Origin of the sequence: Streptomyces sp. NPDC052042 (assembly GCF_044548345.1) — a bacterium.
Lineage (GTDB): Bacteria > Actinomycetota > Actinomycetes > Streptomycetales > Streptomycetaceae > Streptomyces.
Genome location: NZ_JBIUBU010000004.1, coordinates 152,257 through 176,836, shown reverse-complemented (window position 1 = coordinate 176,836; position 24,580 = coordinate 152,257). Strand labels below are relative to the sequence as shown.

The window sequence follows — 24,580 nt, the reverse complement described above, 5'->3', positions numbered from 1 at the left end:
TCGGCCCCGGTCCTACGGCTGGACGAGCCGCCCGGTCTCCTCGTCGGTGGCCGGGCGGAGCACGACGGGGAAGGCCCGGTCGCCGATGCGGCAGGTCAGCCGGACCGGGTCCTCTGGCACGACGCGCCGGCCGGACAACCAGGCGTGGACGGCGGACAGGGCGGCGGCTGGGTCGGCGCGCACGACGCGGCCGTCCACCGACCAGGGCTCGACCAGTACGGCGTGGGCGCGGTCCACACCGCGGATCCGGAGCACGCACAACCCGGGGGACAGCACGGCCGCGGCCGAACGGCAGCCCGGGTACTCGGACAGGGCCTGCCGGGTCCATCCGGACGCCGTCCACGCCGCGTCCGGAACGGCGGTGGCGGGCGGGTACGTGCGGCGGTACAGCAGACCGGCCGAACGGGAGAGCTGTTCGCACGCGGCACCGTGCTCCACCGCCAGGTGGTGCCCGGGCGGACCGAGCCCGGCGGGCCGACGGACAATCCGGATCGCGGTGCCGGAGACCTCGGCGTCGACGTCGAATGCGACGGGCACACGGGAGGTGCCTGCGGGGGAGGGCAGCAGTCGGGGCGGAGCGCCGAACGGGGGCGGATCGAGACCGAGCAGTGCGTACACCTCGGTCCGCAGCAGTTCCAGCGCCTCGCCGCATCGGTCGAACGCGGCCCGGGCCGCGGCGAGTCCGGGCCCCGGCTGATAGGCGGCCAGTGCCTCGCGCACGTCGGAGGCGGGCCCCAGCTCCGGGATCCGGCGCAGCAGGGTGTCCATCGGGCTGCCGGGAATCAGCTCGCGACCGCCGCCGTGCACGCTCACGGCCGGCCGGTCACCGGCCGCGGAGTAGTACAGCGCGGTCGAGCCGTGATCGGTGATCAGTGCATCGGCGGCGATCAGGACGGATGCCCAGTCCTCGTACGGGCCGGTGAGCACCATGCCGGCTTCGAGGGCGGGCGCCAGACGCTCGGTCAGCTCGTACTCGCCCAGTCGGCTCCGCTCGTTGGGATGCACGATCAGCGCCAACTGGTACTCGTCGTACGGGAGATGGTCCGCGAGTTCGGCGGGGAGCCCGGGGCGCCGTTCGAGCAGTGCCTCCGGCCCCCAGGTCGAGGTGAGCACGAGCAGGGTGCGCGGCCCGGTGCCGAGGGCGGCACGGTACCGGTCGCGGAGGGGGAGGGAGGCGAGCATGCGTTCCAGGGTGGGATCGCCGACGACCTTGGCCCGTTCGGCGGCCTCGGGGTCGACGGCGGCCAGTCGGGCGACCTGATCGGGATGAGCCAGGGTGTGCAGGGTGACCGGTGTGCCGTCCCTGTCCGGCAGCAGGTATCGGGGATCCAGTCCGGAGGCGGAGTCGGCGGAACCCTCGCCCGGAATCGACTTGTTGAACCCCGCCCCGTGCGGGAGCAGTACACGCGCGCCGTGGAGCAGGTCCAGCTCGCCCTTGGGACTCGCCGCGAGCACCAGGTCGTGGGTACGCCGGCAAGCTTCCTCCCACGGCAGGACACGGCCCTTGACCGCATCGATCACGGACAGGGTGTCGACGTCGAAATCCGATCCGGGAACCAGGGTGAAGAGACGGGTGAAGCGCTCATCGCCGGAGAACGCGTGGAGGGTGTCGAGCAGGCGGTACAGGGCCACGGCGGACCGGGCAGCCAGCAGTACGGCCTTCTCGCCCGTCGCCCGCCGGGTAGCGACCGCTCGCACGCTACTCGAAACGGGAGGTGTCACCGGCTCCCCGGCGTACGATCTCGACCCCGCCGCCGGAGAAGTCGACGACGGTGGTCGGCTCGGTGCCGCAGTCGCCCGAGTCGACCACGATGTCCACCACGTGGTCGAGCCGCTCCTTGATCTCCCAGCCCTGCGTCATCGGTTCGTCCTCGTCGGGCAGGAGCAGCGTGCTGGAGAGCAGCGGTTCACCGAGTTCGGCGAGTAGCGCCTGGGTGACGACGTGGTCGGGGATCCGGACGCCGACGGTCTTCTTCCTGGGGTGCAGCAGTTGGCGCGGCACCTCCTTCGTCGCCGGGAGGATGAACGTGTAGCTGCCCGGTGTAGCCGCCTTGACCGCGCGGAACACGTCGTTGTCGACGTACACGAACTGCCCGAGTTGCGCGAAGTCCCGGCACACGAGTGTGAAGTGGTGGCGGTCGTCCAGGTGCCGGATCGACCGGATCCGGCCGAGTCCGTCGCGACTGCCCAGTCGGCATCCCAGGGCGTAGCAGGAGTCCGTCGGATATGCGACGAGCGCCCCCGACCGGATGGATTCGGCCACGGACCGGATGGTGCGCTGCTGGGGGTTTTCGGGGTGGACGTCGAAGTACTTCGCCATCCGCCGAGTCTAAGGGCAGTCCGGTCGATCCGCGGCGGAACGGCGCATGGCGTCGGATGCGGTGCGTCGCAGGGCGGAGTGGCGCCCGTGTACCGGCGGTACGCGGGCGTTCCGGTGACGCGGCGAGGAGCCGCACCCGTCGTCGGTCCCCGCCGGCGGGCCCGGGACAGCCCCGAGGCACAGGCGGCCCCGTCCAGCCGGGCACGGACGTCCGCGCGTCCGGGGTGCCGCCGGAGGACCGGCGGCACCCCGCGGGGCTCACTCCTTGACCGCGCCCGCGTTGGCCGTTCACGAAGTGGCGCTGGAAGCAGAAGTGGAGCTGGAAGCAGAAGAACAGCACGGCCACCGGGAGGGTGGAGAGCAGGGCCGCCGCCAGTTTCAGCGGGTACTGCGTCCCGCCCCCAGCCCGCCCGAGACAAATCGGGCCGGGCCCGTGGTGAGCGTCTCGTACTGGCCGGACCGGGTGCTGACGAGAAAGTGCGTGAACTCGTTCCACGACCCCTGGAACGACAGGATCGTCAGGGTGATCAGCGCCGGCCTGGCCATCGGCAGGACGACGGACCAGAAGATCCGGAACACTCCCGCCCCGTCCACCCGCGCAGCCTCCTCGACCTCGCGCGGTATCGACTCGAAGAACTGCTTCATGATGAAGACGCCCGCCGCGTCCACCAGCAGCGCTACGACCAGGCGTTCGGGCACCCAGGTGCGGACGAGTGGGAGGCGTGGGCGGCGCGGCTGCGCGACCACTTCCCCGCCCGGGCCGGTTGGACTCCGACCGGCCCAGGGGCGCCGGGTTGCGGCGGCTCACGTCGCCGGGCGTACGGACGCCCCCACCGGGCGCAGCGCCTGACGGACCGACCAGAGGACGGAGACGAGCGGTACCGCCACCACGGCACCCAGCACCCCGGCCGTGATGGCACCGCCGATCACCGCGACCGCGACCACCACGGGGTGCAGTCGGACGGCCCAGCTCATCACGATCGGGTGCAGCAGATGGCCCTCGATCTGCCCGATGACCACGATCAGCGCGATGACGACGGCCGCCACGACGGGGCCCTGCGCGGCCAGCGCCACCACGGCGGCGATCGCCAGTGCGATCGGCGAGCCGATCAGCGGGACGAACGCGGCGAAGAACTCCAGCAGTGCCAGCGGGAACGCCAGCGGCACCCCGAGCGCGAACAGGGCCAGTCCGACGAGCACGGCGTTGGTCGCCGCCACCAGGACGATGCCGCGGGTGTACCCGGTGAACGTCCGCCAGGCCGCCCGCCCCGCGATCCGCACCCGGTCCCGTGTCGTCTCGGGGAGCTGGGTGCAGAACCAGTCCCAGTGCCGGTCCCCCGAGTGGATGAAGAAGACCGAGCAGAACAGGGCGAGGGCGAAGACCGTCACCACCTCGACCAGCCGTCCCACACCGGTGAGGGCCGTACTGATCAGGGTGGAGCGGTGGTGGGAGAGGAACGCGCCGATCCGGGACTGGAGACCGTCGAGCACATGCGGGTTCAGCCGAAACGGCGGCGCCTCCAGCCAGCGCTTGATCCGGCCGAGCCCGTCGCCGAACTCCCTTTCCAGCCCGGCGCTTTCTGCCGCCACCGTCTCTCCGACGAGACTCAGCACACCGAGGACCAGGACGATGCTGCCGATCAGGGCCAGGGCGACGGCGAGCGGCCGCGGCAGCAGACGGGCGAGGAGGTCCGCGACGGGACGCAGCATCGCCGTGCCGACCAGGGCGAGGAAGACGGCTACCGCCACCTCGTGGAACCGGCCCAGGACGGCGAAGGCACCGTACACGACGGCCCCCACGACGAGGATGCGCCAGGCGTAGGCGGCGCACGTCCGCAGAGTGGGGTTCACCCAGGGTACGGAGCCGCGGGACGGTGCGGGACGTGCGCGGGTGGTCCGGCGCGCAGGGCGGGGCGAGCCGCGCAACGCCCCGAGGGAGGGGGCACGACGCCGTGGCCGACGGCCTCCGGGCGGCCCGCCGGAGGCCGCGCTGTCGGGCTGCGGATACGATGACCTGGGCATTCCCCTCCTGGTACCAGCAGGGAGCGTGTCGAGGGGAGCTCGTGCGGCGACATGCGCGGGAAGTCACCCTACGGGCGGAGCCGCCCCCACCGGGCCCCGCCCACCGGGCCCCGCCCACGCGGGGCGTACGGCGGCGGGGCGAGCCGGTCACCGCCCGTTCCGCCTTCCGGGGGCGCCCGCCGCACCGCGTCTCCCCGACCCCGTCGCCTCCGTGTCACCCCGCGACGGGGCGCGGCGCATACTGGACTGAGATGCGTGATTGGAGGACTCCATGATCGTCCTGGGTGTGATCCTGCTGATCCTCGGCCTGGTGACGGGCATCTCGATTCTGTGGACCATCGGCATCGTTCTCGTGGTGATAGGGCTCGTCCTCTGGGTCCTGGGCACCGTGGGGCATGCTGTGGGAGGACGGCGGCACTACTGGTAGGGGACCCGCCGCTTCCCGTGGTCCCGCCCGGCCGAATCCGCCGAGGAGGCCGGGGAACCGTGGGGCGACTGCACCCCCTTCCCGGGCTCCCCGCGCCACCGTCGGGACCGGAGCGATCCTCTCGACGCGCCGGGTCCGTGGCCGCGGCATCGCGGCCCGGCCTCGTCGACACCGGTCGTTGACGGGAGCTGATGACAGCCGCCGGTGAGACCGTGACGTCGAGGGCTCCTGCACGACCTGTGCACGCTACGGGCGGCCGGCGCCGGTCGCGGGCCGGTGCGCCGTGGCGTGCCGCACCGGCGGGCATGGGAGCCGTGACGCCCGGGCACCGGACCGCGGGCCGGGCCCGGCCCGTGTGGCAGGGCCCGTTGAGCCGTGCCGGTGCCGGTGCCGGGCGCGGGACGGAGCGCCGCGGTGGCATCACGTCCGCGTCCGCGCCGGATTCACCCCCGGATTCACCCGGAGCGTTCGACGAGGAACGGGAGCAGCCCGAGGATCTCGTCGAGCGCATCCGGTGCCAGCGGAACGCTCTCCAGACCGCGGCGCGCGCCGTCCAGATGCCGGTGGGCCTCGGCCAGAGTGGCCTCCCGTCCACCCGCCTCCTCGACGAGATCGGCGGCCCGCCGCGCGGTCGCGGCGTCGAGCGGGTCCCCGGTGCCGAGCAGAACCGCCAGACGCTCCGCGCAGGGACGGCCCGAGGCCAGCGCCGCGAGCACCGGGTACGTCTTCTTCAACCGGCGCAGGTCGTTGTGGACGGGCTTGCCCGTGGCCTCCGGATCCCCCCAGATCCCGAGGAGGTCGTCCACGGCCTGGAACGCCACCCCGAGGTGGCGCCCGGCGTGGGCGAGGGCGTCGACGGTCGCGGACGGAGCACCGGCGAGCACACCGCCGAGTCCCATCGCGCAGCCGAGGAGTGCGCCGGTCTTGTGCTCGGCCATCCACCGGTACTCCCGGGGACGCACCGCCTCAGGACCGGTCCAGGGGCGGGACTCGAAGAGCAGGTCCTCCGCCTGACCGCGCACCAGGTCGGTCAGCGTCGCGGCGAGATGACGCACCGCCGCCGCGCCGTGCGCGCCGGGAGCCTCGGCCAGCGTCCGCACCGCCAGCGCGAACAGCGCGTCGCCCACGAGGATCGCCGGTCCCGTGCCGTACACCTTCCAGGCGGTGGCACGCCGTCTGCGGGTCTCGTCGCCGTCCATGATGTCGTCGTGGAGGAGCGAGAAGACATGGATCAACTCGACGGCGACCGCGCCGACCACGGCATCCTCCGCGGGCGCACCAGCGGCCTCGGCGGCGAGCAGCGCGAGGGTCTGACGGACGCCCTTGCCCTGCGAGCCCGGCGATGTACCGCCGTCCGCGGCGTCCCATCCGAACGAGAAGGCCGCCATCTCCGCGTGCCACGGGTGCAGTTGGCGCACGGCATGCACGAGCGCCGGGCGGACCAGGTCGCGGCAGCGGCCGAGGGTCTGTGGTGCGGTGGGCCCGCACGTCGCGGACGGTGAGCTCATCGTCGCCCGCTCTCCTCGTCCGCGCCGCCGACCGGAGCGACGCCCAGTTCGGCGAAGGCCTTGTCCACCATCTCGCGGGCGTTGAGCAGGCCGATCCGGTCCAGGGTGCGGCGCAGCTCGTCCAGATCGGCGGCGGTCCGGTCCCGGTCGCGGCCCAGCCGGGCGAGCGACTTGACCAGGCCCAGCCGGGCCAGGGCCTCGCCGCGGGGTTCGGCCATGTCGTGGAACTCGGCGAGCGCCTGCTCGTAGACCTCACGCGCCTCCTCGTAACGGCGGGCCCGGAAGAGCACGTTGGCGCGCATTTTGTGGTTGTACGCCAGGGCGCTGGACAACTTCATCTCACAGCAGGCGAGTTCGGCTTCCGAGAGCAGGGAGAGGGCACGCTCCGGGTCGTCCCGCAGCGAGATGATGTCGGCCATGCCGCGCAGTGCCCAGGCCCGGCCCCGCCGGTCGTCCGCTGCTCCGGCGAGCTCGGCCGCCTCCTCGAACATGGCCAGCGCGCTGTCCAGCGAACCGGTGTTGCGGTGGATCTGGGCTATGCCCTCCAGGGCCCACACGGTGTGGCGGGCCTCGCCCCGGGCGCGCGCCTCCGCCAGCAGTTGTTCGTGCAGGGCCGCGACGGTCCGGTAGTCGCCCTGGATGCGCCCGGTCTCCGCGAGACCGGCGAGCGAGTACCCGCGGGCCACGATATCGCCGCCGCGTTCGCCCATGTCGGCCGCGAGCTCCAGCAGGCGGAACGCGAGCCTGAGCCGGCCGCGCTGCCGGGCGAGCGTCCCGCCGCTCCACAGCGCCCACGCCATCGACCCCTGATCGCCCGCCGCGCGGGCCGCGCGGTAACTGGCCTTCCACGCCTGATCGGCTTCTTCGACGTGGCCGAGCCGACGGTGCGCCTCGGCCACCGCGAGCCCGCACCGTGCCACCTCCTGCTGTGACCCGGTGAGCTCCGCCTCCCTCAAGTGCCCTAATCCTTGGGCGAGTACGTCCGTAAGTGAGGCGTTCACCGACATCTTGGTGAGCGCGCCCTGATACTCGGGCGCCAGAGCCTTGCTGTGCATGGAGACCTTTCGCGCGCGTCCGGGCCGCCGACCGTCAGCTATACATGCCATGTATACGCGCGATGCATAGCTGTCCGGTGGTCACACCCGGGCACTCGTGGGGTTGTATCGCGTGCGGCGAACCGCCTTGCTGTGGATCAAGACGGCGGGAGGATGCCCGAGGTTGCTCCGGGAGCTACGGAATTCGAACGCCTGCTGTCGCGCGCGCGAGCGCCGGTCGTCCCGGGGCCGGTCGGCCGACCCGTGGAGCACGGGCAGGGCGGCCGGTTCGGGGGGCCGGCCGGGCGCCGGGGGCGGACGGTGGTCCGGGAAGGGGCCGGGACGCGCGGCCTGTGCCGCCACCAGGCCGCGCGCCCCGGTGCGCGTGGCGCCGATTTGGTCGGTGAACCGGCGGGCTCCCGGCCGGGGCGTACGTCAGCGGCCGAGCGGCCTGCCCCATGCGGCGGGGGCGGCCGAGGCGAGATCGGCCCCGCGTACCGGGCGCCGCTCGTCGTACCAGACGGCGGTCAGCGGCACGTCGAACGGGAACTCGATGTCCGTACCGTCCTCGAACGAGACGACCACATGGGTGTCCGGGCCGGACGGGTGGTTGTCCACCCACTGCACGTGCTCCACCGTGGGCGTCAGAGCCCCGTTGGGATCGACCAGCCGGTAGCCCTCGTCCACCTCCTGGGACCGCACGGGCACCAGCACCGGTTGCTCCCTTGCCGTTCGCTCGTTCCGGAAGTACGTCGTCATCCGGCTGAAATTACCCGACCGCAGGATCGGCGGCGGCCCGTGAACGCGGACGATTCCCACGACCGGGTGGTCCCCGCGGCGCCGCGCTCGTACAGGGGCGCGGTCGTCTCTGGCGGGATCACCCGTTGGGCGGAGCGGCGGTCGGGCGCCGGTGACCGGCCGACGACCGGAATCGTGGCCCCGGGGCGTCGCCGCATCGAGCGGCAGGGGCCGGGACCGGCGGTGGGGCGCCACCGGCCGGCGAAGCGGCATGGGAGCCTTCTGGCTAAGCTCGACGGGGCCGGACATCCAGACCGGCAGGGGGGCCGGAACCAGACCGACGGAGGCTCCCATGACGACTGCATGCGAAATGCGCGATGTGGCCCCCCGCCTCGCCACCGGCGCGTTCATCCTGAACTCCGGCCTGGGCAAGCTGAACGCGGACGAGGAGACTGCCCGGGCCATGCACGACATGGCCTGTGTCGCCTACCCGTTCCTGAAGAGGATCGAGCCCGGCCGGTTCACCCGGATGCTCGCGTGGTCGGAGGTCGCGATCGGCGGGGCCCTGCTCGCCCCGTTCGTGCCGACGCGTGTGGCCGGACTGGCGCTGACCGGGTTCTCCGGAGGGCTGCTCGGCCTCTACCTGCGGCTGCCCGGTATGCGGGAACCGGGAAGCCTGAGACCCACGCACAACGGCATCCCGCTGGCCAAGGACACATGGATGCTGGGCATCGGGATCGGCTTCCTGGGCGCCGGTGCCCGTGCCGGTGCGGTGGAGACCCGCCGCTCCCGGTGCCGGCGGCGCGGGTGCCGGGGCTGACGGTCAGCCGGGCCCGGGGCGGGCCGTGACGGAACACACGCCGGACGGGGCGAGTCCGGGGGCCGGCCGAGGGGGCCGCGAACGGCGGAGATCGCCGGGCGGTTGCGGATGAGCGGGAGCACGCTGAAAGCCCACGTCAGCCGCATCCTGACTACGCTGGGAGTGGGAAACCGCGTCCAGGCGGCACCGGCCGCCCGGGACGCAGGGCTGATGAGCAGCGCTCCGTCCGCGCAGGAGGAGCATGGGTGACGGTCTGGGGTGCGGTGTCCCGGGAAACCTGGTTCCGTGGCGGAGGCGGCTCCACTCACAGATCCAAGGAGTGATCATGAGCGATGCGGATGAATACCGTGGTCGCGTGAAGGAGTTGCGCGCCAAGGCGAAGAACCTCAAGGAGGCCGCCGAGCGCGCCACCGACCCCGAGGAACGCCGGCGTCTGAAGGAGAAGGCTCGCAGGATCGAGGTGGAGAGCGAACAGGTCAGCGGCATGGCGAGCGGGGACATCTACCCCATGGAATGATGCCCGCCTTGTGTCCCGTCGTGTCCCGTGCGGCGACGGCTCGCACCCCCATGGGCCCATGAGGCGGCCGATCGCCCGGCGCGGCGGCGGAAGGTGCGCAGGCGCCGTCGCGCAGGCGCCCGCCGCCAGGATCGTCGGTGCGGCACTTCGCCGCACGGCCCGGCCGCGGATCGGGCGCCGGTGCCGTGCGCGTGTCGATGGCGAGGGGTTCGTACGGCAGCGGCCATGGTGAGGGCATGAACAGCGCAGACCTACTGACGGACGCGTTCGGCCGCGTTCAGGAGACCGTGCACGCGGCGGTCGAGGGCGTGTCGCGCGCCGACCTCCACGCCCGGCTCGACGACGGAGCGAACACGATCGCCTGGCTCGTCTGGCACCTCACCCGGGTCCAGGACGACCACGTCTCGGACGTCGCCGGTACCGAGCAGGTCTGGATCGCCCAGGACTGGGCCGCCCGCTTCGACCTGCCCTTCGACGAGTCGGCCACCGGCTACGGCCACAGTGCCGAAGACGTCGCGGCCGTACAGGTGAAGTCGGGTGCCCTGCTGCTCGGCTATTACGACGCCGTCCACGAGCAGACCCTCGCCTTCGTGCGCGGGATCGACGGCAGATCGCTGAACCGTGTCGTCGACGAGGCGTGGTCACCGCCGGTCACCCTCGGGGTCCGGCTGATCAGCGTCATCTCGGACGACCTGCAGCACGCCGGGCAGGCGGAGTTCATCCGCGGGGTCCTCTCCCGACGGTAGCCCGCCATGTGCGCGGGGCCCGGCGGTGGCCCCCGGCGCTCACGGGGGGCGTACCCCGTCGCAGGGCGGCGCGGAGCGCACCGGCCCCTCGTACCACCGTCCTCCCCGCTTCTCCGGTTCCCCGGTGCCGAGGCCGTGGACCGCGCGGTCCCGGCACCGGGGTACCGGATGTCTCACACCTTGAGCCCGACGCCGCTCACCGCGTGGCCCTCCGACTCGTCCGCCCCGCCGAGTGAGGGGTCCGGACGCCAGGCGGACGACTTCACCACGCCCGGTTCCACCAGTTCCAGACCGTGGAAGAAGTCCGCGATCCGCTCCGGGCTGCGCAGGTGGTACGAACTGGCCGAGTTCGCGTTGTACGAGGAGACGGCCTGGTTCAGCGAGTCACTCGTGTTCGTGCCGTCGCTGAGGGCCAGGTAGCTGCCCGGGGGGAGGGCGGCCAGCAGCCGGTCCACCAGCCCCCACGGATCGTCCTCGTCGGGCAGCTGCCCCATGATCCCCAGCATGGTCAGCCCGACCGGCTTGCTGAAGTCCAGGGTGTTCGCCGCATCGGCGAGGATCGCGTCGACGTCCCTGACATCGGCGTCGATGTACGCGCACGCGCCCTCGGGGGTGCTGGTGAGCAGGGCGCGGGCGTGGGCCAGGACGAGCGGGTCGTTGTCGACGTACACGATCCTGGACTCGGGGGCCACGCGCTGGGCGACCTCGTGCGTGTTGTTCGCCGTCGGCAGACCCGTGCCGATGTCGAGGAATTGGCGTATGCCGGCCTCCGCGGTCAGGAAGTGCACCGCGCGGGCGAGGAAGGACCGTTGGAGACGGGCGATGGCGGCGAATTCCGGGAACGCCTTGAGGATCATGTCGCCCATCTCGTGGTCGACGGCGTAGTTGTCCTTGCCACCCAGAAGGTAGTTCCAAACGCGAGCCGAATGGGGCCGGTCCGTGCGAATCCGGTCAGCCGGGGACTGCGGTGATGTACTCATGGCCAGATCTTCACATATGCCATAAGGGCTTGCCTCAACCGAGGTCAGGGATGGGGGCGGGAGCCGGGCGAGCGCTTCTTGCCGAGGCGTTCCGGGGAGGGTCGCTGACGGACCCTCAACAGCGGTCTCGCGCGGCGGTTCGCCGGGGCGGACTTCCCTCTTCCCTGCGGCCGAAGGGTGTTGGACGCGGTCCCTGCGGAACACGCGCCCCGGGCGCAGCCGGAACGCGGTGGTCCACGTCCTGGCGAGAGCCCGGCAGGCACACCGTTCGGGACGTCCCTCACCGGGACACGCGGGCTCCGCCGGGCTCGCGCGGGCCCGGGATGACAGAGTTCTCGCAGCAGCCGGACGCGCCGGTTTGCGCGGGGCCCGGCAGCCGGACGCGCCCGCGTCCGCGCGTCGGGACGATCCGGTATCCGCACGTCGACGATGGGACAGAAGTCATGCCTCTCCAGGGCGAGTACGAGCCGAGCCCCGAGAAGTGGGTCCGCGATCAGGTCGAGCTGTTCGAGGGCTCAGGAGGAACGGAGGGAACCATGATGCGGGGCCTGCCGGTGGTCATCCTGACCAGCCGCGGGGCCAGGAGCGGGAAGATCCGCAAGACTCCGCTGATGCGCGTCGAGCACGACGGCACATACGCCGTCGTCGCCTCGCAGGGCGGGGCCCCCAACCATCCCGTCTGGTACCACAACGTCGTGGCCGACCCCCGGGTGGAGCTCCAGGACGGCCCGGTCCGGCAGGACATGAACGCCCGTGAGGCCATCGGCGAGGAGAAGGCGCTGTGGTGGGGGCGCGCGGTCGAGGCGTTCCCCGACTACGCCGACTACCAGCACAGGACCGAGCGGCAGATCCCGGTCATCGTCCTGGAACCGGCGGCCCGGCCGCACTGACGGCCACGGGGGGAGACGCCGCGATCGGCGCGGCGTCTCCCGGGACGCCCGGTCTTCACGGCCCCGGGGCCGGGCGTGTGCGGCCACCCGGCGGACACGTCCCGGACCCCGCCCCGGGGCCCCGCGGCTGTGGGGCGAGGAGCACTGCTTCGATGTCGGCACGCCGTCCTCGGAGAGGTACGGCGGCGTGCCGGACCCCGGGGCGTGGGGGCGCCTCTCGGCCCGCGGCGCACGCGAACGGACCCCGGGTCCCGTCAGGCGGTCAGCTTCCCGGGCAGCCAGCTCAGCTGGGCCGCCTTCTGGAACGGCCCCCCGCCCTCGTGGTCGTTGAACTCGTACACCTCGATGGCCTTGTCCGGATGGGCGTAGGCGTTGTAGGCGGCGAAGACGGTCGACGGCGGGCAGGTCATGTCCTCCAGGGCCGCCGAGAACAACGCGGGCGCCCGGCCGCGCGCGGCGAAGTGCACCCCGTCGAAGTAGGAGAGCGTGGTCCTCGCGTGTTCGGCCCGGCCCCGGTGCGTCTTGAGGTAGTTGCCCACCTCGCGGTACGGGGTCCGGTCGGTCACGGTCAGCGCGCGGGGGAAGTCGCACAGGAAGGGGACATCCGGCGCGATCGCCGCCAGGTCGGGTACCAGCCCGCCGACGGCGAGGGTGATACCGCCGCCCTGGCTCTCGCCGACGGCGGCGGTGCGCGCCGCGTCGGTCAGCGGATGCGAGCGTGCCGCCTCCACGGCCCGGACCGCGTCGGTGAACACGCGCCGGTAGTAGTAGGAACGGGGGTCCTCGATGCCCCGGGTCATGAAGCCGGGGAACGAGGGCGCGCTGCCCACCGGGTCGGGGGTGTCGCCGACGAGCCAGCTGCTGCCCTGGCCCCGGGTGTCCATCACGAAGTGGGCGAACCCGGCCGACGCCCAGAGCAGATGGGTGTGGGGCAGGCCCCGCCCGCCGCCGTAACCGATGAACTCCACGACCACCGGGAGCGGTTCCGTGGTGCCGGTGGGCAGAACGAACCAGCCCTTCACCGGGTGACCGTCGAAGCCGGCGAACGTGACGTCGTACACGTCGACCGTCTTCAGCCCCGTGTCCGTGCGCGGCTCGAACCGGGCGCCGAGATCGTACGACCGTGCCTCGTCGAGGGTCTTCGCCCAGAACGCGTCGAAGTCCGCCGGTTCCACCGACCGGCTGCGGTAGTCGCGCAACTCCTCGATGGACAGATCGAACAAGGACATGGGGAACCGCCTTCGGCACGGGGGTGAGTCGTCACCCGTGGGGTTGTCGGTCACACCGTACGGGCAGCGCCGGAAGACCGACGACCTCGTGGTCCGGCCCCGCCCAAGGGGGCGGACCGGCGGGGCCGGGGACCGCGTCCCGGTCCGGGGGAGGGGACGGCTTCCGGGAGCGGGACGGGCGGGGCGCGCCCACGGGCCCGCGACCACGGGCCGCGGCGGCCGGCGCCGGGGTCGTGTGCTGAACTGTCGAAGGCACATCGGACTCAGGAGCACCTTGTGAGCAGTTACCGGCACCCCGGCACGGTCTTCACCGACCGCTACTTCACGGTCCCGCTGGACCACGCGGATCCGGACGGCGAACAGATCGAGATCTTCGGCCGCGAGGCCGTGGCCGGCGGCCGGGCCGACGAGGAGTTGCCCTGGCTCGTCTACCTGGAGGGCGGTCCCGGATTCGGCGCCCGGCGCTTCATCGGCGCGGAGGCATGGCTCGGCCGGGCCCTGCGGGAGTTCCGCGTCCTGCTCCTCGACCAGCGCGGCACCGGCCTGTCCTCGCCGGCCAACCGGCAGACCCTGCCGCTGCGCGGCGGCCCGCGCGAACAGGCCGACTACCTCGCGCACTTCCGGGCCGACAGCATCGTGCGCGACTGCGAGCTGATCCGCGCCCGGCTGACCGGAGGCGAGCCGTGGACGGTCCTCGGCCAGTCCTTCGGGGGTTTCTGCACCGTCCACTATCTGTCGGCCGCTCCCGAAGGACTCAGGTCGGCCCTCATCACCGGCGGACTGCCCTCGCTCGACGCCCATGCCGACGACGTCTACCGGGCCGCCTATCCCCGGATCGAGCGCAAGGTCGCCGCCCACTACGCCCGCTATCCGCAGGACGTCGAGCGCGCCCGGCGGATCACCGCCCACCTCGCGGAGCACCGCCCCCAGAACGCGGGGCACCGGCTGACCCCCGAGGGATTCCAGTCCCTCGGCATCATGCTGGGCAGCGGCAACGGCAGCCACCAGCTGCACTACCTGCTGGAGAACGCCTTCGTCCGCACCCCGCGCGGCAGCGATCTCTCCGACACCTTCCAGGAAGCCATGCGCGCGGCCACCTCGTTCGCCGGACATCCGCTGTACGCGCTGATGCACGAGGCGATCTACGGCCAGGACGAACGCCCCACCGGGTGGTCCGCCGAGCGGGTGCGCGCCGAGTTCCCGCAGTTCGACGCGGCCGCGGCGCTGGAGGGCGACGGACCGGTCCTGTTCACCGGCGAGTCCATCCACCCCTGGCACTTCGAGGTCGACCCGGCGCTGCGCCCGCTGAGTGAGACCGCCCACCTGCTGGCCGCCCGCACCGACTGGGCGCCGCTGTACGACCGGGAGCGCCTGGCCGCCAACGAGGTGCCGGTGGCCGCCGCCGTCTACCACGACGACATGTACGTCGACACCGGGCACGCGCTGCGGACGGCGCGGGCGATCAGAGGGCTGCGTACCTGGGTCACGAACGAATACGAGCACGACGGGGTCCGCGCCGGAGGCCCGAGGGTTCTCGACCGGCTGCTCGCCCTCGTCCGGGGCGAGGTCTGACCCACCGCATCCCACCCGCCGGCACGACGGAGGGAGCCGGTCACGCCTCCGCGCGACCGGCTCCCTCCGCCACGGCGAGGAGGTCAACCCTGGATGGTCCGCAACGTCGCGTCCAGGTCCATGGCCGAGCGCGGGGCGCGGTTGTACGGCAGCTTCGACAACGCCGCCGCCATGCCGCACGTGTTGGTCACGGCCGAGAAGACGAGCCCGGAGCCGACACCGGCGGAAACCCAGCGCGCGGCCGGGAAACGCAGGCCGGCCAGCAGCCCCGCCACCACGAGCGAGCCCGCGGCGAGCCGGACCTGGCGTTCCATCGGCCAGGTCGTCCGGGCACCGGCGGGCCGGTCGAGAGCGCGGCCTTCCTTCTCCCAGGCCGAGGTCCCGCCCGACAGCGTCATGGCGTCGACGTCGGCCACCGCCAGGATGTCGCAGGCCCGGGTGGAGCGGACGCCGGAGGCACACACCATCAGCAGCGGTCCGCGGGCCGCGGCGGATTTGAGTGCCGACACGGCTGCGGGGAGGTGGTCCAGCGGGACGTTCAGCGCGCCGGGGACGTGCCCGGAGGCGTACTCGCCGGGGGCCCGCACATCGACGACGGTGAACTCCGCGAGCCGGGCCGCGGCCTCGGCGGGGGAGAGGGAGGCGGTGCTGGTCACGAACAGTTTTCCTTTCGTCCACCGGGGGCGCGGAGCGGTTCGGCCCGTCCGTCCCCGTTCAGGGTAGAATACCCCTTGGGGTATCAGAGGAGGGTGTGTGCAACTCGACATGGCGGCCGATGAACTGAAGTCGGTCCTCAATCGCCTTCGCCGCGCTCAGGGCCAGCTGGCGGCGATCATCCGGATGATCGAGGAGGGCCGGGACTGCGAGGACGTCATCACGCAGATGGCGGCCGTGTCCCGTGCTCTCGACCGCGCCGGCTTCGCGATCATCGCCACGGGCCTTCAGCAGTGCCTGGCCGACGGCGGAAGCGAACCGGCGGACCGCGACCAGATGCGGGCAAGACTGGAGAAGCTCTTTCTCTCGCTGGCCTGAGCCGTTCGTCGCCCATGGCGTTCCGGCCGCGGCCCGCGAGGGGTGCCGGCCGGAACGCGAGCCGCGTCCGGGCGCCGATGGGGTCCGGGACGGCGGTCCGGGCCGTTCCAGAGGGCTGAACAACCGCTAGTGCCGCGGCAGTGGTTTCGCCAGCGAGGGGCCGGCCCTCCAGGCGGCGCCGGAATCCCTCGACGACGCCGAGGCCGCCGCACTGCACATCGGATACCGGACCGCCCCGTTCGGCCCGCACCGCCGCGCACGGCTGCGAGCGGGAGAGACCTCCTGGTCCACGTGGCGGCCGGTGGCGTCGGCGTCGCGGCCGTCCACCTCGGCAAGGCCGCTGCGGCCGCCGTCCATCGGTGTCGTCTCCGGGCCTGGGAAGGCCGGGACCGCCGCCGCGCACGGCTGCGACCTGGTCGTCGACCGGCCGGACCGAGGACGTCGCCGCACCGGTCAAGGAGTTCACCGGCGGACGCGACGCCGACGCCGTCACCGGGTCGGTGGGAGGAACCCGCCCCGTGACCGGCCGGGACGAGCGGCCCGTGACAGCGGCGGGGGTCGGGTGGAGGCGCGGGCCACGCGCCTCCACCCCGCCCGTCCGGCGCCGGGGCCGGGTACCGCGCACCCCTTTACCTGCTGTTTAATTGCGATGGATTCGCAATAACAGTCGATCTTCAACAAGGGGTGTGCAGAGTATGACGGGCCGATCGATACGGGGAGCGGTCGCCGTGACACTGGCGACCGCGCTGTCGCTGTCCGCGGCGGCCTGCTCGAAGCCGAGTGGCCCGGACAGCGGCGCCTCCGGCTCGGGGGCGGGCGAATCGGCGGTGGTCGGCATCGCCTACGAGCCCGACAGCCTCAGTCCGCTCCTCGGCTACGGCAAGGACGGCAACTCCAAGATATTCGACGGGCTGCTCACCCTCGACGCGGACATGGAGCTGCGCCCCGCGCTGGCCTCCGCCCTGCCCGAGGTGAGCGCCGACGGGCTCACGTACACGTACAAGCTCCGCAAGGGCGTGAAGTTCAGCGACGGCAAGCCCTTCGGCGCCAAGGACGTCGTCTTCACCTACCGCACCATCCTGGACCCGAAGACCAACAACGCCTCCCGCTCCGAACTCGACGCCCTGAAGAGCGTCGAGGCGGCCGGTGACGACACCGTCGTCTTCCACCTCAAGTACCCCTACGCGCCCTTCGCCCAGCGCACCGTCCTGCCCATCGCCCCCGAACACGTCGCGGCCGGGCAGGACGTCAACAACGGCGCCTTCACCACCCGCCCCGTCGGCACCGGGCCCTATGTCCTGACCAAGTGGTCCAAGGGCGAGAAGCTGAGCTTCCGCGCCAACCCCGACTACTGGGGCGGCGCGCCGAAGGTGAAGAAGTTCACCATGGTGATCATCAAGGACGACGACGTGCGCGCCACCCGGCTGCGCTCCGGCGAACTCGACGGCGCCATCCTGCCGCCCAACCTGGCCAAGGGCTTCGCCAAGGAAAGCGGCATGAAGACGTACGCCGCCACCACCTACGACTACCGCACGGTGACCCTGCCCACCCACAACAAGGTCACGCGCGACAACGCCATCCGGCGGGCCCTGGACCTCGCCGTCGACCGGCAGGCCATGGTCGACTCCATCCTCAACGGCGAGGGCAAGCCCGCCTACGGGCCCGTCCCCACCGACAGCGAGTGGTTCACCAAGGGCACCGAACGCTCCCACGACCTGGCCGCCGCGAAGAAGATCCTCGACGACGCCGGATGGAAGCCCGGCAAGGACGGCATCCGCGTCAAGGACGGCGTGCGTGCCGCGTTCCCGCTCTGGTACCTCAGCGGTGACAAGCTCCGCCAGGACCACGCGCTCGCCTACGCCTCCGACGCCAAGAAGGCCGGCATCGACATCACCACCGACGCCGGCACCTGGGAGGTCATCGAGCCCCGGATGAGGCAGGACGCGGTCCTCGCCGGCGGCGGATCGCCCGCCGACCCCGACTTCGACCAGTACTCCATGCTGAAGTCCTCCCTGGCGGGCGAGGGTTTCAACAACATGGCCTGGTACGAGAACAAGACGATCGACAAGGCCCTCGAACAGGGCCGCAGGAGCGGTGACAAGGCCACGCGCAAGGCCGCCTACGACACCATCCAGCGCGAACTGGTGAAGGACCCCGGCTACACCTTCCTCACCCACATCGACCACCTCTACGTCGTGAAGGACCGCTTCGGCCCGCTCACCAACCAGATCGAGCCGCACGACCACGGCCTGGCCACCGGCCCCTGGTGGAACGTCGAGGACTGGACGCCGAAGAAGTGAAACACCGCCTCCCCTGGGGGCCGATGGGCAGGATGGTGGGACGGCGGGCACTGCTCGCCGTCCCCGTCCTCGTCGCGGTGACGTTCGGCGTCTTCGCCGTCGCCGCCGCCTCCCCCTTCGACCCCGTCAAGGCGTACGCGGGTACCGCCGGGCTCACCGCGTCGCAGGAGAACCTCGATCAGCTGCGCGCCAACCTGGGCGTCGACCAGCCGCTGGTGCTCCGCTGGTGGAACTGGCTGACCGCCGCGCTCCAGGGCGACCTCGGCGACTCCAGCGTGATGCGCCAGCCCGTCGCCGACGTCATCGGCGAACGCCTCGGCTGGTCCGTGTTGCTCGCCGGGACCGCCTTCCTCGTCGCCGTCGTGCTCGGCACGGGCCTGGGCGTACTCGCCGCCCGTCGCCCCGGTGGCCTGCTCGACCGCTGCGTGTCCGCCGCCGCGTACACCCTCGAAGCAGCCCCGGCGTTCTGGCTGGGACTGCTCGCCATCTGGTTCTTCGCCGTGAAGATCGGCGCGCTGCCGGCCGGCGGCCTCACCGACGCGGCCAGCGACACGATCACCTTCGGCGAGGTCGCCACCCATCTGGTGCTCCCCGCGGCCGTGCTCGGAATCTCGCAGCTGCCGTGGTTCTTCCTCTATGTGCGCCAGGGCGTCGCCGACGCGCTCGACGAGGATCCGGTGCGCGGTGCCCGCGCCCGCGGACTGCGTGAACGCACCGTGCTCCTCGGCCACGCGCTGCGCTCGGGGATGCTGCCCATGCTCACCCTCATCGGCTCCCGCGTCCCCGAACTGATCACCGGTGCCCTGCTCGTCGAGACGGTCTTCAGCTGGCCGGGCATCGCCGCTGCCACCGTGCAGGCCGCCACCTCCGTCGACTTCCCGCTGCTCGCCGCACTCACGGTGCTCGCCACCGCGGCGGTCGTGCTGGGCAACCTGCTGTCCGATGTGCTGTACGCGCTCGCCGACCCGAGAGTGGGTTTCGATGGCTGAGACCCTTCTCGGAACCACGCGCCGCACCAGCCGCCGCGTCCGGCTCTACTCCTCCGCCGGGATCATGGCCGCGGTGCTGCTGGCCGTCCTCCTCGTCCCCCCGCTGGTCCAGCTCGACCAGCAGGCCGTCGACCTGTCGGCCCGGCTCCGGCCGCCGTCCTGGGAGCATCCGTTCGGCACCGACGACGTCGGCCGCGACCTGCTGCTGCGCTGCGTCTACGGGCTGCGCGTCTCGCTGCTCGTCGGCGTCGTCGCCGGCCTCACCGCCACCGTCGTCGGCACCGCCGTCGGCGCGCTCGCCGCCGCGTCCGGCGGCTGGGTCGACCGGCTCGTCATGCGGCTCGTGGACACCTTCTCCTCCGTACCGCACCTGCTGCTGGGCATCTTCATCGTGGCCATGTTCCGGCCCGGCGTCGGCCCGGTCATCGTCTCCATCGCCCTCACCCACTGGCTGTCCACCGCGCGCATCGTCCGCTCCGAGGTGCTGTCGCTGCGTTCCCGGCCGTTCATCGACGCGGCGATCTCCGGAGGCGCCTCGCGGAGCCGGGTCGTCGTGCGGCACCTGCTGCCCGCGGTGCTGCCGCAGGCGGGCCTCGCCGCGGTGCTGATGGTGCCGCACGCCATGTGGCACGAGTCCGCCCTCTCGTTCCTCGGGCTGGGACTGCCCACGCACCAGGCGAGCCTGGGCAACCTCGTGCAGACGGCGCGCGGTTCGCTGCTCGCGGGGGACTGGTGGCCGACGCTCTTCCCCGGCCTCTTCCTGATCGTCCCGACCCTCGCGCTGGCGGGCCTCGCCGGTGCCTGGCGGGAACGGATCAACCCGCGCCGCCGATCGGAGCTGATGCTGTGACGACCACCTCGCGACCGCCGGTCCCGGACACCGCAGCCCCGGCCCTCTCCGTCCGCGGGCTGACCGTCCGCTTCCGGATGCGGGGTGGCCGGCACGTCGCTGCCGTCACCGACGCACACTTCGACCTCGCCGCGGGGGAGTGCCTCGCCCTGGTCGGCGAGAGCGGCTGCGGCAAGTCCGTCCTCGCCTCCGCACTGCTGGGCCTGCTCCCCGGCAACGCGGAGACCGCCGGCTCGGCGGTGCTCCAGGACGGCACCGACCTCCTCACCGCCGATGAGAAGACCCTCGCCCGCACCGTGCGGGGCCGCCGCGTCGGACTCGTCCCGCAGAGCCCGGCGGCCCACCTCACCCCGGTCCGCACCGTCCGGGCCCAACTGGAGGAGACCCTCCGCGAGCTGACCGGCACCCGCAAACCGGAGCTGCGCGCCGCCGCGGAACGGGCCGCCGAACGTGCCGCGTTCCCCGTCGACCACCTCGACCGCCACCCGCACGAACTCTCCGGCGGCCTCGCCCAGCGCGCCGCCACCGCGCTCGCCCTGATCGGCGACGCGCCCCTGCTCCTGGCCGACGAACCGACCACCGGACTCGACCGCGACCTGGTCGAGCGGACCGTGGACGAACTGCGCCGCCACACCGACGGCGGCCGGGCGCTGCTGATCATCACCCACGACCTCGCGGCGGCCGAGCGGATCGCCGACCGCGTCGCCGTCATGTACGCGGGCCGCATCGTCGAACTCGCCGACGCGGAGGGGTTCTTCGGGAAGCCAGGGCCACGCCACCCGTACGCCCGCGGCCTCCTCGACGCACTTCCGGAGCGCGAATTCGCCCCCATCCCCGGAATGCCCCCGGAACTCGGGGCGCTCCCCGAAGGCTGCGCGTTCGCGGCCCGTTGCCCGCGAGCCGACGACCGCTGCTCCGTTCCACCCCCGTTCGACGGCCGTCTCGCCTGCCACCACGGTGTGCCGGCGGACGCGGAGGAGTCCGCCCGTGCTTGAACTCACCCGTATCACCGCCGGATACGACCGCCTCGACCCCGTGGTCCGTGATGCCTCGCTGACCATCGCGCCGGGGGAGTCCGTCGGGCTCCTCGGGCCCAGCGGCTGCGGCAAGTCGACCCTGGCCAGGGTCGCCGCCCTGCTGCACCAGCCGGACGCGGGCACGCTCACCCTCGACGGCAGCCTGGTACGCGGCTGGCGCCACCGCGCCCCGCGGGAGCAGCGGACCGCGATCGGCGTCGTGTTCCAGCAGCCCCGGCTCTCCGCCGACCCCCGGCTCAGCCTGCGCGAACTCATCGCCCAGCCCCTGCGGGCGACGGGCCGGCGTGCCGAGGTGACGGACCGGGTGGCCGAACTGGCGCCGACCGTCGGGCTCACCGCCGAACTGCTGGACCGCCGTCCGCACGCGGTGAGCGACGGCCAACTGCAACGCGCCTGCCTGGCCCGGGCGCTGGTGCTCCGCCCGCGCTGGCTGATCTGCGACGAGATGACGGCGATGCTGGACGCCTCGACGACCGCCGCACTGGTCGCCGTCGTCGAGGCGTACCGGCACGAGTCCGGGGCCGGGCTGCTGGTCGTGGGCCACGACCGGGTCCTGCTGGAACGCTGGTGCGACCGTACGGTCGGCTGGTCGGAGGTCTGTGCCTTCGGGCCGGCGGCCCCGGAACCCCGGGAGACCGCGCGCCGGGCCGGGTGAGCGAACCGGCGCACACGGCAGGGCGTGCCGCGGTGCCGGTTCGCGGCGCCGAGGTCCGTCGCCCCCACGGCCGCCCGCCGACCGTTCCGGCCGCACCGCGCCCGGAACGCGACCGCCGGACAACACCCGGATGGCGGACACGCCAGTCCGCCGGATGGCCTCCCCACTGCGCCACACTGGCGGCCGAATGCCGCATTCCGGCGCGGCGGAGGAGGCTGACCATGGTTATTTCGATCTCACTGGTGATGTTTCTGCTGATCCTTGTGGTGATCTTCTTCCGCAACGGGGGACTGAAGATCTCGCACGCGCTGGCCTGCGCCCTGCTCGGGTTCTTCCTCGCGGGTTCGAGCATGGCGCCGACCATTCAGGAGGGCCTGACGGCCACGGCCGACGTGGTCAGCAGCCTGGGGCCCTGACGGCCACACCGGCGACAGCCGCCGTCCGTGCTCCGAGCGCCCGCATGACACCGACGACATCGCGGACGTGGACGGTCATGGGGAACGCCTCGACCAGGCCGGACGGGCGGACGCAGCCGCGCACGTCGACCGCGACCGCGCCGGAACTTCGCCGCGGATTCACGGAGCGACGAGCCGGGAACGGATCAGGAACCGCACACCCTCCGGAGCCTCCAGCGAGAACCCGCTGCCCCGCCCCTCCACCACATCGACGACCAGCCGGGTGTGCGCCCACACCTCGGACTGACTCCGCGAGATCCAGAACGGGATGCTCTCCGCCACCCCGTCCACCCGGAGCGAGGCCAGCAGCACATCGGAGCCGCCGGTACGGAACTCGCCGTCCCGGTAGCACATGGGAGCGCTGCCGTCGCAGCAGCCGCCCGACTGGTGGAACATCAGCGGGCCGTGGGCCGCGCGCAGTCGCCGAAGCAGGTCGGCGGCTGCGGGCGTGAGCTCCACCGCGGGCGCCTCGGGCGCGCTCACCGCGTTGCTCCGCGGCAGGGAACCGCCGATGCGCGCCGGACCGGCGGCAGACACTTCGCCACGTCCTGTCGGTTCTCGGGGAACCGGCCCGTACCGAGCCGGTGCATGCCGTGCGGGTCCATGAACGCGTCCCTCCACCTCTGTGCGGGATCCGAGCGTCGGCGCGGCGGATCGTGCCTCGCGGCCCGGCCCCGCCCGTGCGGCGGGCCCCGGCCTGCCGATGCCACCGTACTCCCGCCGGGCGCCGTCCACGAGGCCGCAGCAGGCCCCGTCGGCCGGCGACGACCCGGGTGTGCCGTGCCCGTGCGGTCCGGGCCGTCTGGGTTCGGGGCCCCGTGGCCGGCCCCGCGACGCCGATGTGCTGGTCGGCGCGCGCCCCGCCGCGACACGTGCGGTCCGGTGCGGCGACACGCCGGCCGGGGCGGCCGAGGGGCGGTCAGCCCACCCTGACCCAGTCGAGGGTGCGCTCGACCGCCCGCCGCCAGTTCTCGTACCCCTCCGCGCGCCGCTCGTCGTCCCACCGCGGCTCCCAGCGCCTCGACTCCTGCCAGTGCCCCCGCAACTCACCGACGTCGCGCCAGAATCCGGTGGCCAGGCCCGCCGCGTACGCGGCTCCCAGCGCGGTCGTCTCGGTGACGACCGGGCGGCTGACGGGCACGCCGAGGACATCCGCCTGGATCTGCATGCACAGGTCGTTGGCGGTGACGCCGCCGTCGACCTTGAGCACGTCGAGGTGGACACCGGAGTCCCGTTCCATCGCCTCGACCACGTCACGGCTCTGGTAGCAGATGGACTCCAGCGTGGCTCGGGCCAGATGGGCATGGGTGTGGTAGCGGGCCAGCCCGACGATCGCGCCGCGCGCGTCCGAGCGCCAGTACGGGGCGAAGAGCCCCGAGAACGCGGGCACGAAGTACACGCCTCCGCTGTCCTCGACGGTACGGGCGAGCCATTCGCTCTCCGCCGCCTCGCCGATGATCTTCATCTGGTCCCGCAGCCACTGCACGGCGGATCCGGTGACCGCGATCGAGCCCTCCAGGGCGTAGACCGCGGGACTCTTCCCGAACCGGTACGCGACGGTGGTGAGCAGCCCGTGCCACGACCGGACCGGCTCCGTACCGGTGTTGAGAACGAGGAAGTTGCCCGTGCCGTACGTGTTCTTCGCCTCGCCGGGCTCGAAGCACACCTGTCCCACGGTGGCCGCGTGCTGGTCGCCGAGCACCCCGGTCACCGGGATCGCGGCCCGCAACGGCGGTGAGGTGCAGGTGCGGCCGTACGCGTCCGGGTCGGACGACGGGTTGATGGCCGGCAGCATCCTGCGGGGGATGCCGAAGATGTCCAGCAGCTCGTCGTCCCAGTCGAGCGTCTCCAGATTCATCAGCATCGTCCGGCTCGCGTTGGTCACGTCGGTGGCGTGGATGCCGCCCTCGGGACCGCCGGTGAGGTTCCACAACACCCAGGAGTCCGTGGTCCCGAAGAGCGCGTGCCCGCGTTCCGCGGCCGCCCTGACGCCCTCGATGTGATCGAGGATCCACCTGATCTTCCCTCCGGAGAAGTAGGTGGCGGGCGGCAGACCCGACTTGTGCCGGATCACCTCGCCGTATCCGTCGTTCTCCAGTGCCTGGGCAATGGCGTCGGTGCGGGTGTCCTGCCACACGATGGCGTTGCAGTACGGGCGGCCGTTGCGGGGATCCCAGACGACGGTCGTCTCGCGCTGGTTGGTGATGCCGACGGCGTCGAGGTCCTGGGCATCGAGTCCGCCGGTCCGCAGCGCGTTCTGCATCACGGAGCTGGTGCGCTCCCAGATCTCGATCGGGTCGTGCTCCACCCAGCCGGGGCGGGGCAGGATCTGCTCGTGCTCCAACTGGTGCTTGGCCACCTCCTTCCCATCGTGATCGAAGATCATGAAGCGGGTGCTGGTGGTGCCTTGGTCCAATGCGCCGATGAAGTCCGCCATGGCGTGCTGCCTCTCCTGATTC

26 protein-coding genes and 2 pseudogenes are annotated in these 24,580 nt (G+C 72.5%); 15 read left to right on the top strand and 13 right to left on the bottom strand.

Going from position 1 to position 24,580, the window contains the following annotated elements:
- Nucleotides 1-12: 12 nt before the first annotated feature.
- The 4 genes from ACIHCL_RS10260 to ACIHCL_RS10245 form a co-directional block, all read right to left on the bottom strand.
- On the bottom strand, nt 13-1,698 hold the full coding sequence (locus ACIHCL_RS10260) for a translation initiation factor 2 (protein WP_399859329.1): 1,686 nt from the start codon (nt 1,696-1,698) through the stop codon (nt 13-15).
- 1 nt (nt 1,699) lies between these two features.
- Complete coding sequence (locus ACIHCL_RS10255) at nt 1,700-2,320, bottom strand: L-threonylcarbamoyladenylate synthase (RefSeq protein ID WP_399859327.1); 621 nt, start codon at nt 2,318-2,320, stop codon at nt 1,700-1,702.
- Nucleotides 2,321-2,698: 378 nt separating this feature from the next.
- Nucleotides 2,699-3,067, bottom strand: a complete 369-nt coding sequence (locus ACIHCL_RS10250; protein WP_399859324.1) for an ABC transporter permease subunit — start codon at nt 3,065-3,067, stop codon at nt 2,699-2,701.
- A gap of 57 nt (nt 3,068-3,124) precedes the next feature.
- Nucleotides 3,125-4,171, bottom strand: a complete 1,047-nt coding sequence (locus ACIHCL_RS10245) for an AI-2E family transporter (RefSeq protein WP_399859321.1) — start codon at nt 4,169-4,171, stop codon at nt 3,125-3,127.
- A gap of 442 nt (nt 4,172-4,613) precedes the next feature.
- On the opposite strand from ACIHCL_RS10245, the gene ACIHCL_RS10240 reads away from it, so the two are divergent.
- On the top strand, nt 4,614-4,769 hold the full coding sequence (locus ACIHCL_RS10240; RefSeq protein ID WP_199883202.1) for a DUF6131 family protein: 156 nt from the start codon (nt 4,614-4,616) through the stop codon (nt 4,767-4,769).
- A 455-nt stretch (nt 4,770-5,224) separates the two neighbouring features.
- On the opposite strand, the gene ACIHCL_RS10235 is transcribed toward ACIHCL_RS10240, so the two are convergent.
- From ACIHCL_RS10235 to ACIHCL_RS10225, 3 genes are all read right to left on the bottom strand, one after another.
- Nucleotides 5,225-6,277, bottom strand: a complete 1,053-nt coding sequence (locus ACIHCL_RS10235) for a polyprenyl synthetase family protein (protein WP_399859319.1) — start codon at nt 6,275-6,277, stop codon at nt 5,225-5,227.
- Nucleotides 6,274-7,332 carry a tetratricopeptide repeat protein gene (locus ACIHCL_RS10230; RefSeq protein ID WP_399859317.1) on the bottom strand — a complete coding sequence of 353 codons (1,059 nt, stop codon included), beginning with the start codon at nt 7,330-7,332 and terminating at the stop codon, nt 6,274-6,276. The genes ACIHCL_RS10235 and ACIHCL_RS10230 overlap by 4 nt, the downstream gene beginning before the upstream one ends.
- 414 nt (nt 7,333-7,746) lie before the next feature.
- A complete protein-coding gene (locus tag ACIHCL_RS10225; RefSeq protein ID WP_399859314.1) occupies nt 7,747-8,070 on the bottom strand; it encodes a hypothetical protein in 324 nt (107 codons plus the stop codon).
- 331 nt (nt 8,071-8,401) lie between these two features.
- Between ACIHCL_RS10225 and ACIHCL_RS10220 the strand changes: the two genes are divergently transcribed.
- From ACIHCL_RS10220 to ACIHCL_RS10205, 4 genes and pseudogenes are all read left to right on the top strand, one after another.
- The gene (locus ACIHCL_RS10220) at nt 8,402-8,869 is read left to right on the top strand and encodes a hypothetical protein (RefSeq protein ID WP_399859312.1); all 468 of its coding nucleotides are present in this window, start codon (nt 8,402-8,404) and stop codon (nt 8,867-8,869) included.
- 72 nt (nt 8,870-8,941) lie between these two features.
- Nucleotides 8,942-9,118, top strand: a pseudogene (locus ACIHCL_RS10215) (LuxR C-terminal-related transcriptional regulator); the annotation flags it as partial.
- Nucleotides 9,119-9,194: 76 nt separating this feature from the next.
- Nucleotides 9,195-9,386, top strand: coding sequence for a DUF6381 family protein (locus ACIHCL_RS10210; RefSeq protein ID WP_399859309.1), 192 nt, complete (start codon nt 9,195-9,197; stop codon nt 9,384-9,386).
- Nucleotides 9,387-9,622: 236 nt separating this feature from the next.
- Entirely contained in the window at nt 9,623-10,132 is a 510-nt protein-coding gene (locus ACIHCL_RS10205; protein ID WP_399859306.1) for a DUF664 domain-containing protein, read from the top strand.
- Nucleotides 10,133-10,305: 173 nt separating this feature from the next.
- Here the strand turns inward: ACIHCL_RS10205 and ACIHCL_RS10200 are convergent, their stop codons facing one another.
- Nucleotides 10,306-11,112 carry an SAM-dependent methyltransferase gene (locus ACIHCL_RS10200; RefSeq protein WP_399859303.1) on the bottom strand — a complete coding sequence of 269 codons (807 nt, stop codon included), beginning with the start codon at nt 11,110-11,112 and terminating at the stop codon, nt 10,306-10,308.
- A 443-nt stretch (nt 11,113-11,555) separates the two neighbouring features.
- Here ACIHCL_RS10200 and ACIHCL_RS10195 point away from each other — a divergent pair, with 443 nt between their 5' ends.
- Entirely contained in the window at nt 11,556-12,002 is a 447-nt protein-coding gene (locus ACIHCL_RS10195) for a nitroreductase family deazaflavin-dependent oxidoreductase (RefSeq protein WP_399859300.1), read from the top strand.
- A 254-nt stretch (nt 12,003-12,256) separates the two neighbouring features.
- On the opposite strand, the gene ACIHCL_RS10190 is transcribed toward ACIHCL_RS10195, so the two are convergent.
- The gene (locus ACIHCL_RS10190) at nt 12,257-13,231 is read right to left on the bottom strand and encodes an acetylxylan esterase (protein WP_399859298.1); all 975 of its coding nucleotides are present in this window, start codon (nt 13,229-13,231) and stop codon (nt 12,257-12,259) included.
- A gap of 276 nt (nt 13,232-13,507) precedes the next feature.
- Here ACIHCL_RS10190 and ACIHCL_RS10185 point away from each other — a divergent pair, with 276 nt between their 5' ends.
- On the top strand, nt 13,508-14,803 hold the full coding sequence (locus ACIHCL_RS10185) for an alpha/beta fold hydrolase (protein ID WP_399859296.1): 1,296 nt from the start codon (nt 13,508-13,510) through the stop codon (nt 14,801-14,803).
- An 83-nt stretch (nt 14,804-14,886) separates the two neighbouring features.
- Here ACIHCL_RS10185 and ACIHCL_RS10180 read toward each other — a convergent pair whose 3' ends face one another.
- Nucleotides 14,887-15,459, bottom strand: coding sequence for a rhodanese-like domain-containing protein (locus ACIHCL_RS10180; protein ID WP_399859293.1), 573 nt, complete (start codon nt 15,457-15,459; stop codon nt 14,887-14,889).
- Between the two features lie 97 nt (nt 15,460-15,556).
- Here ACIHCL_RS10180 and ACIHCL_RS10175 point away from each other — a divergent pair, with 97 nt between their 5' ends.
- The 8 genes and pseudogenes from ACIHCL_RS10175 (at nt 15,557) to ACIHCL_RS10140 (ending at nt 22,082) form a co-directional block, all read left to right on the top strand.
- On the top strand, nt 15,557-15,835 hold the full coding sequence (locus ACIHCL_RS10175; protein WP_399859290.1) for a metal-sensitive transcriptional regulator: 279 nt from the start codon (nt 15,557-15,559) through the stop codon (nt 15,833-15,835).
- 142 nt (nt 15,836-15,977) lie between these two features.
- Nucleotides 15,978-16,344 (top strand): annotated as a pseudogene (locus ACIHCL_RS10170) (zinc-binding dehydrogenase); the annotation flags it as partial.
- 186 nt (nt 16,345-16,530) lie between these two features.
- Nucleotides 16,531-18,135: an ABC transporter substrate-binding protein gene (locus tag ACIHCL_RS10165; RefSeq protein ID WP_399859288.1), complete on the top strand. Its 1,605-nt coding sequence runs from the start codon at nt 16,531-16,533 to the stop codon at nt 18,133-18,135.
- A 23-nt stretch (nt 18,136-18,158) separates the two neighbouring features.
- Nucleotides 18,159-19,124 (top strand): ABC transporter permease, encoded by a 966-nt coding sequence (locus ACIHCL_RS10160; RefSeq protein ID WP_399859286.1) that lies wholly within the window; start codon nt 18,159-18,161, stop codon nt 19,122-19,124.
- Entirely contained in the window at nt 19,117-19,974 is an 858-nt protein-coding gene (locus ACIHCL_RS10155) for an ABC transporter permease (protein ID WP_399859283.1), read from the top strand. The genes ACIHCL_RS10160 and ACIHCL_RS10155 overlap by 8 nt, the downstream gene beginning before the upstream one ends.
- 77 nt (nt 19,975-20,051) lie before the next feature.
- Entirely contained in the window at nt 20,052-20,969 is a 918-nt protein-coding gene (locus ACIHCL_RS10150) for an ABC transporter ATP-binding protein (RefSeq protein ID WP_399859813.1), read from the top strand.
- Nucleotides 20,962-21,666 carry an ABC transporter ATP-binding protein gene (locus tag ACIHCL_RS10145; RefSeq protein ID WP_399859280.1) on the top strand — a complete coding sequence of 235 codons (705 nt, stop codon included), beginning with the start codon at nt 20,962-20,964 and terminating at the stop codon, nt 21,664-21,666. The genes ACIHCL_RS10150 and ACIHCL_RS10145 overlap by 8 nt, the downstream gene beginning before the upstream one ends.
- Before the next feature lie 221 nt (nt 21,667-21,887).
- The gene (locus tag ACIHCL_RS10140) at nt 21,888-22,082 is read left to right on the top strand and encodes a hypothetical protein (RefSeq protein WP_399859277.1); all 195 of its coding nucleotides are present in this window, start codon (nt 21,888-21,890) and stop codon (nt 22,080-22,082) included.
- Here the strand turns inward: ACIHCL_RS10140 and ACIHCL_RS10135 are convergent.
- From ACIHCL_RS10135 to glpK, 3 genes are all read right to left on the bottom strand, one after another.
- Entirely contained in the window at nt 22,063-22,245 is a 183-nt protein-coding gene (locus ACIHCL_RS10135) for a hypothetical protein (protein WP_399859274.1), read from the bottom strand. The genes ACIHCL_RS10140 and ACIHCL_RS10135 overlap by 20 nt on opposite strands.
- On the bottom strand, nt 22,242-22,604 hold the full coding sequence (locus ACIHCL_RS10130; RefSeq protein ID WP_399859811.1) for a DUF779 domain-containing protein: 363 nt from the start codon (nt 22,602-22,604) through the stop codon (nt 22,242-22,244). The genes ACIHCL_RS10135 and ACIHCL_RS10130 overlap by 4 nt, the downstream gene beginning before the upstream one ends.
- 436 nt (nt 22,605-23,040) lie before the next feature.
- Nucleotides 23,041-24,558: a glycerol kinase GlpK gene (gene glpK / locus ACIHCL_RS10125; protein WP_399859273.1), complete on the bottom strand. Its 1,518-nt coding sequence runs from the start codon at nt 24,556-24,558 to the stop codon at nt 23,041-23,043.
- Nucleotides 24,559-24,580 lie beyond the last annotated feature (22 nt).

Bases quoted from the DNA above. Each gene is read 5' to 3' on its own strand.
- ACIHCL_RS10255 (WP_399859327.1), bottom strand. From the start codon at position 2,320: ATGGCGAAGTACTTCGACGTCCACCCCGAAAACCCCCAGCAGCGCACC.
- ACIHCL_RS10240 (WP_199883202.1), top strand. From the start codon at position 4,614: ATGATCGTCCTGGGTGTGATCCTGCTGATCCTCGGCCTGGTGACGGGC.
- ACIHCL_RS10235 (WP_399859319.1), bottom strand. From the start codon at position 6,277: ATGAGCTCACCGTCCGCGACGTGCGGGCCCACCGCACCACAGACCCTC.
- ACIHCL_RS10230 (WP_399859317.1), bottom strand. From the start codon at position 7,332: ATGCACAGCAAGGCTCTGGCGCCCGAGTATCAGGGCGCGCTCACCAAG.
- ACIHCL_RS10225 (WP_399859314.1), bottom strand. From the start codon at position 8,070: ATGACGACGTACTTCCGGAACGAGCGAACGGCAAGGGAGCAACCGGTG.
- ACIHCL_RS10220 (WP_399859312.1), top strand. From the start codon at position 8,402: ATGACGACTGCATGCGAAATGCGCGATGTGGCCCCCCGCCTCGCCACC.
- ACIHCL_RS10210 (WP_399859309.1), top strand. From the start codon at position 9,195: ATGAGCGATGCGGATGAATACCGTGGTCGCGTGAAGGAGTTGCGCGCC.
- ACIHCL_RS10205 (WP_399859306.1), top strand. From the start codon at position 9,623: ATGAACAGCGCAGACCTACTGACGGACGCGTTCGGCCGCGTTCAGGAG.
- ACIHCL_RS10200 (WP_399859303.1), bottom strand. From the start codon at position 11,112: ATGAGTACATCACCGCAGTCCCCGGCTGACCGGATTCGCACGGACCGG.
- ACIHCL_RS10195 (WP_399859300.1), top strand. From the start codon at position 11,556: ATGCCTCTCCAGGGCGAGTACGAGCCGAGCCCCGAGAAGTGGGTCCGC.
- ACIHCL_RS10190 (WP_399859298.1), bottom strand. From the start codon at position 13,231: ATGTCCTTGTTCGATCTGTCCATCGAGGAGTTGCGCGACTACCGCAGC.
- ACIHCL_RS10165 (WP_399859288.1), top strand. From the start codon at position 16,531: ATGACGGGCCGATCGATACGGGGAGCGGTCGCCGTGACACTGGCGACC.
- ACIHCL_RS10160 (WP_399859286.1), top strand. From the start codon at position 18,159: ATGGGCAGGATGGTGGGACGGCGGGCACTGCTCGCCGTCCCCGTCCTC.
- ACIHCL_RS10155 (WP_399859283.1), top strand. From the start codon at position 19,117: ATGGCTGAGACCCTTCTCGGAACCACGCGCCGCACCAGCCGCCGCGTC.
- ACIHCL_RS10150 (WP_399859813.1), top strand. From the start codon at position 20,052: ATGCGGGGTGGCCGGCACGTCGCTGCCGTCACCGACGCACACTTCGAC.
- ACIHCL_RS10140 (WP_399859277.1), top strand. From the start codon at position 21,888: ATGGTTATTTCGATCTCACTGGTGATGTTTCTGCTGATCCTTGTGGTG.
- glpK (WP_399859273.1), bottom strand. From the start codon at position 24,558: ATGGCGGACTTCATCGGCGCATTGGACCAAGGCACCACCAGCACCCGC.